The organism is Mesorhizobium sp. M2E.F.Ca.ET.209.01.1.1, from assembly GCF_004010375.2.
GTDB lineage: Bacteria > Pseudomonadota > Alphaproteobacteria > Rhizobiales > Rhizobiaceae > Mesorhizobium.
Window position 1 is genome coordinate 1 of the sequence record NZ_SADP02000829.1, and the last position, 317, is coordinate 317.

Consider the following 317-nt stretch of genomic DNA (forward strand, 5'->3'; position numbering starts at 1 on the left):
CACGGGGCGCACGGCAATCGGTGTCGTCGGCCTCGACAATGACAAGCAAGGTCCGCTTTTGACGCCCGAACAGCAGCGGCTGCTCGACGCGCTGGCCGATCAGGCGGCGGTGGCGATCGAACGTGTCCAGCTCGTCGCCGATGTCGACCGCGCCAAGCTCGCCGCCGAAGCCGACCGGTTGCGTTCGGCCCTGCTGACCTCGATTTCGCATGACCTGAAGACGCCGCTCGCGGCCATCATGGGAGCGGCCGGCACACTCAAGGAGTTCGCGCCTGATCTGCCCGAGCAGGACAGGGTGGAGCTTCTGTCGGCGGTGA

1 protein-coding gene is annotated in these 317 nt (G+C 67.2%); it reads left to right on the top strand.

All coding sequences use genetic code 11. The features are described from left to right. Window positions 1–317 (top strand): histidine kinase dimerization/phospho-acceptor domain-containing protein (locus tag EN852_RS38090; protein ID WP_281407857.1); only part of this gene is annotated, 317 nt, incomplete at both ends.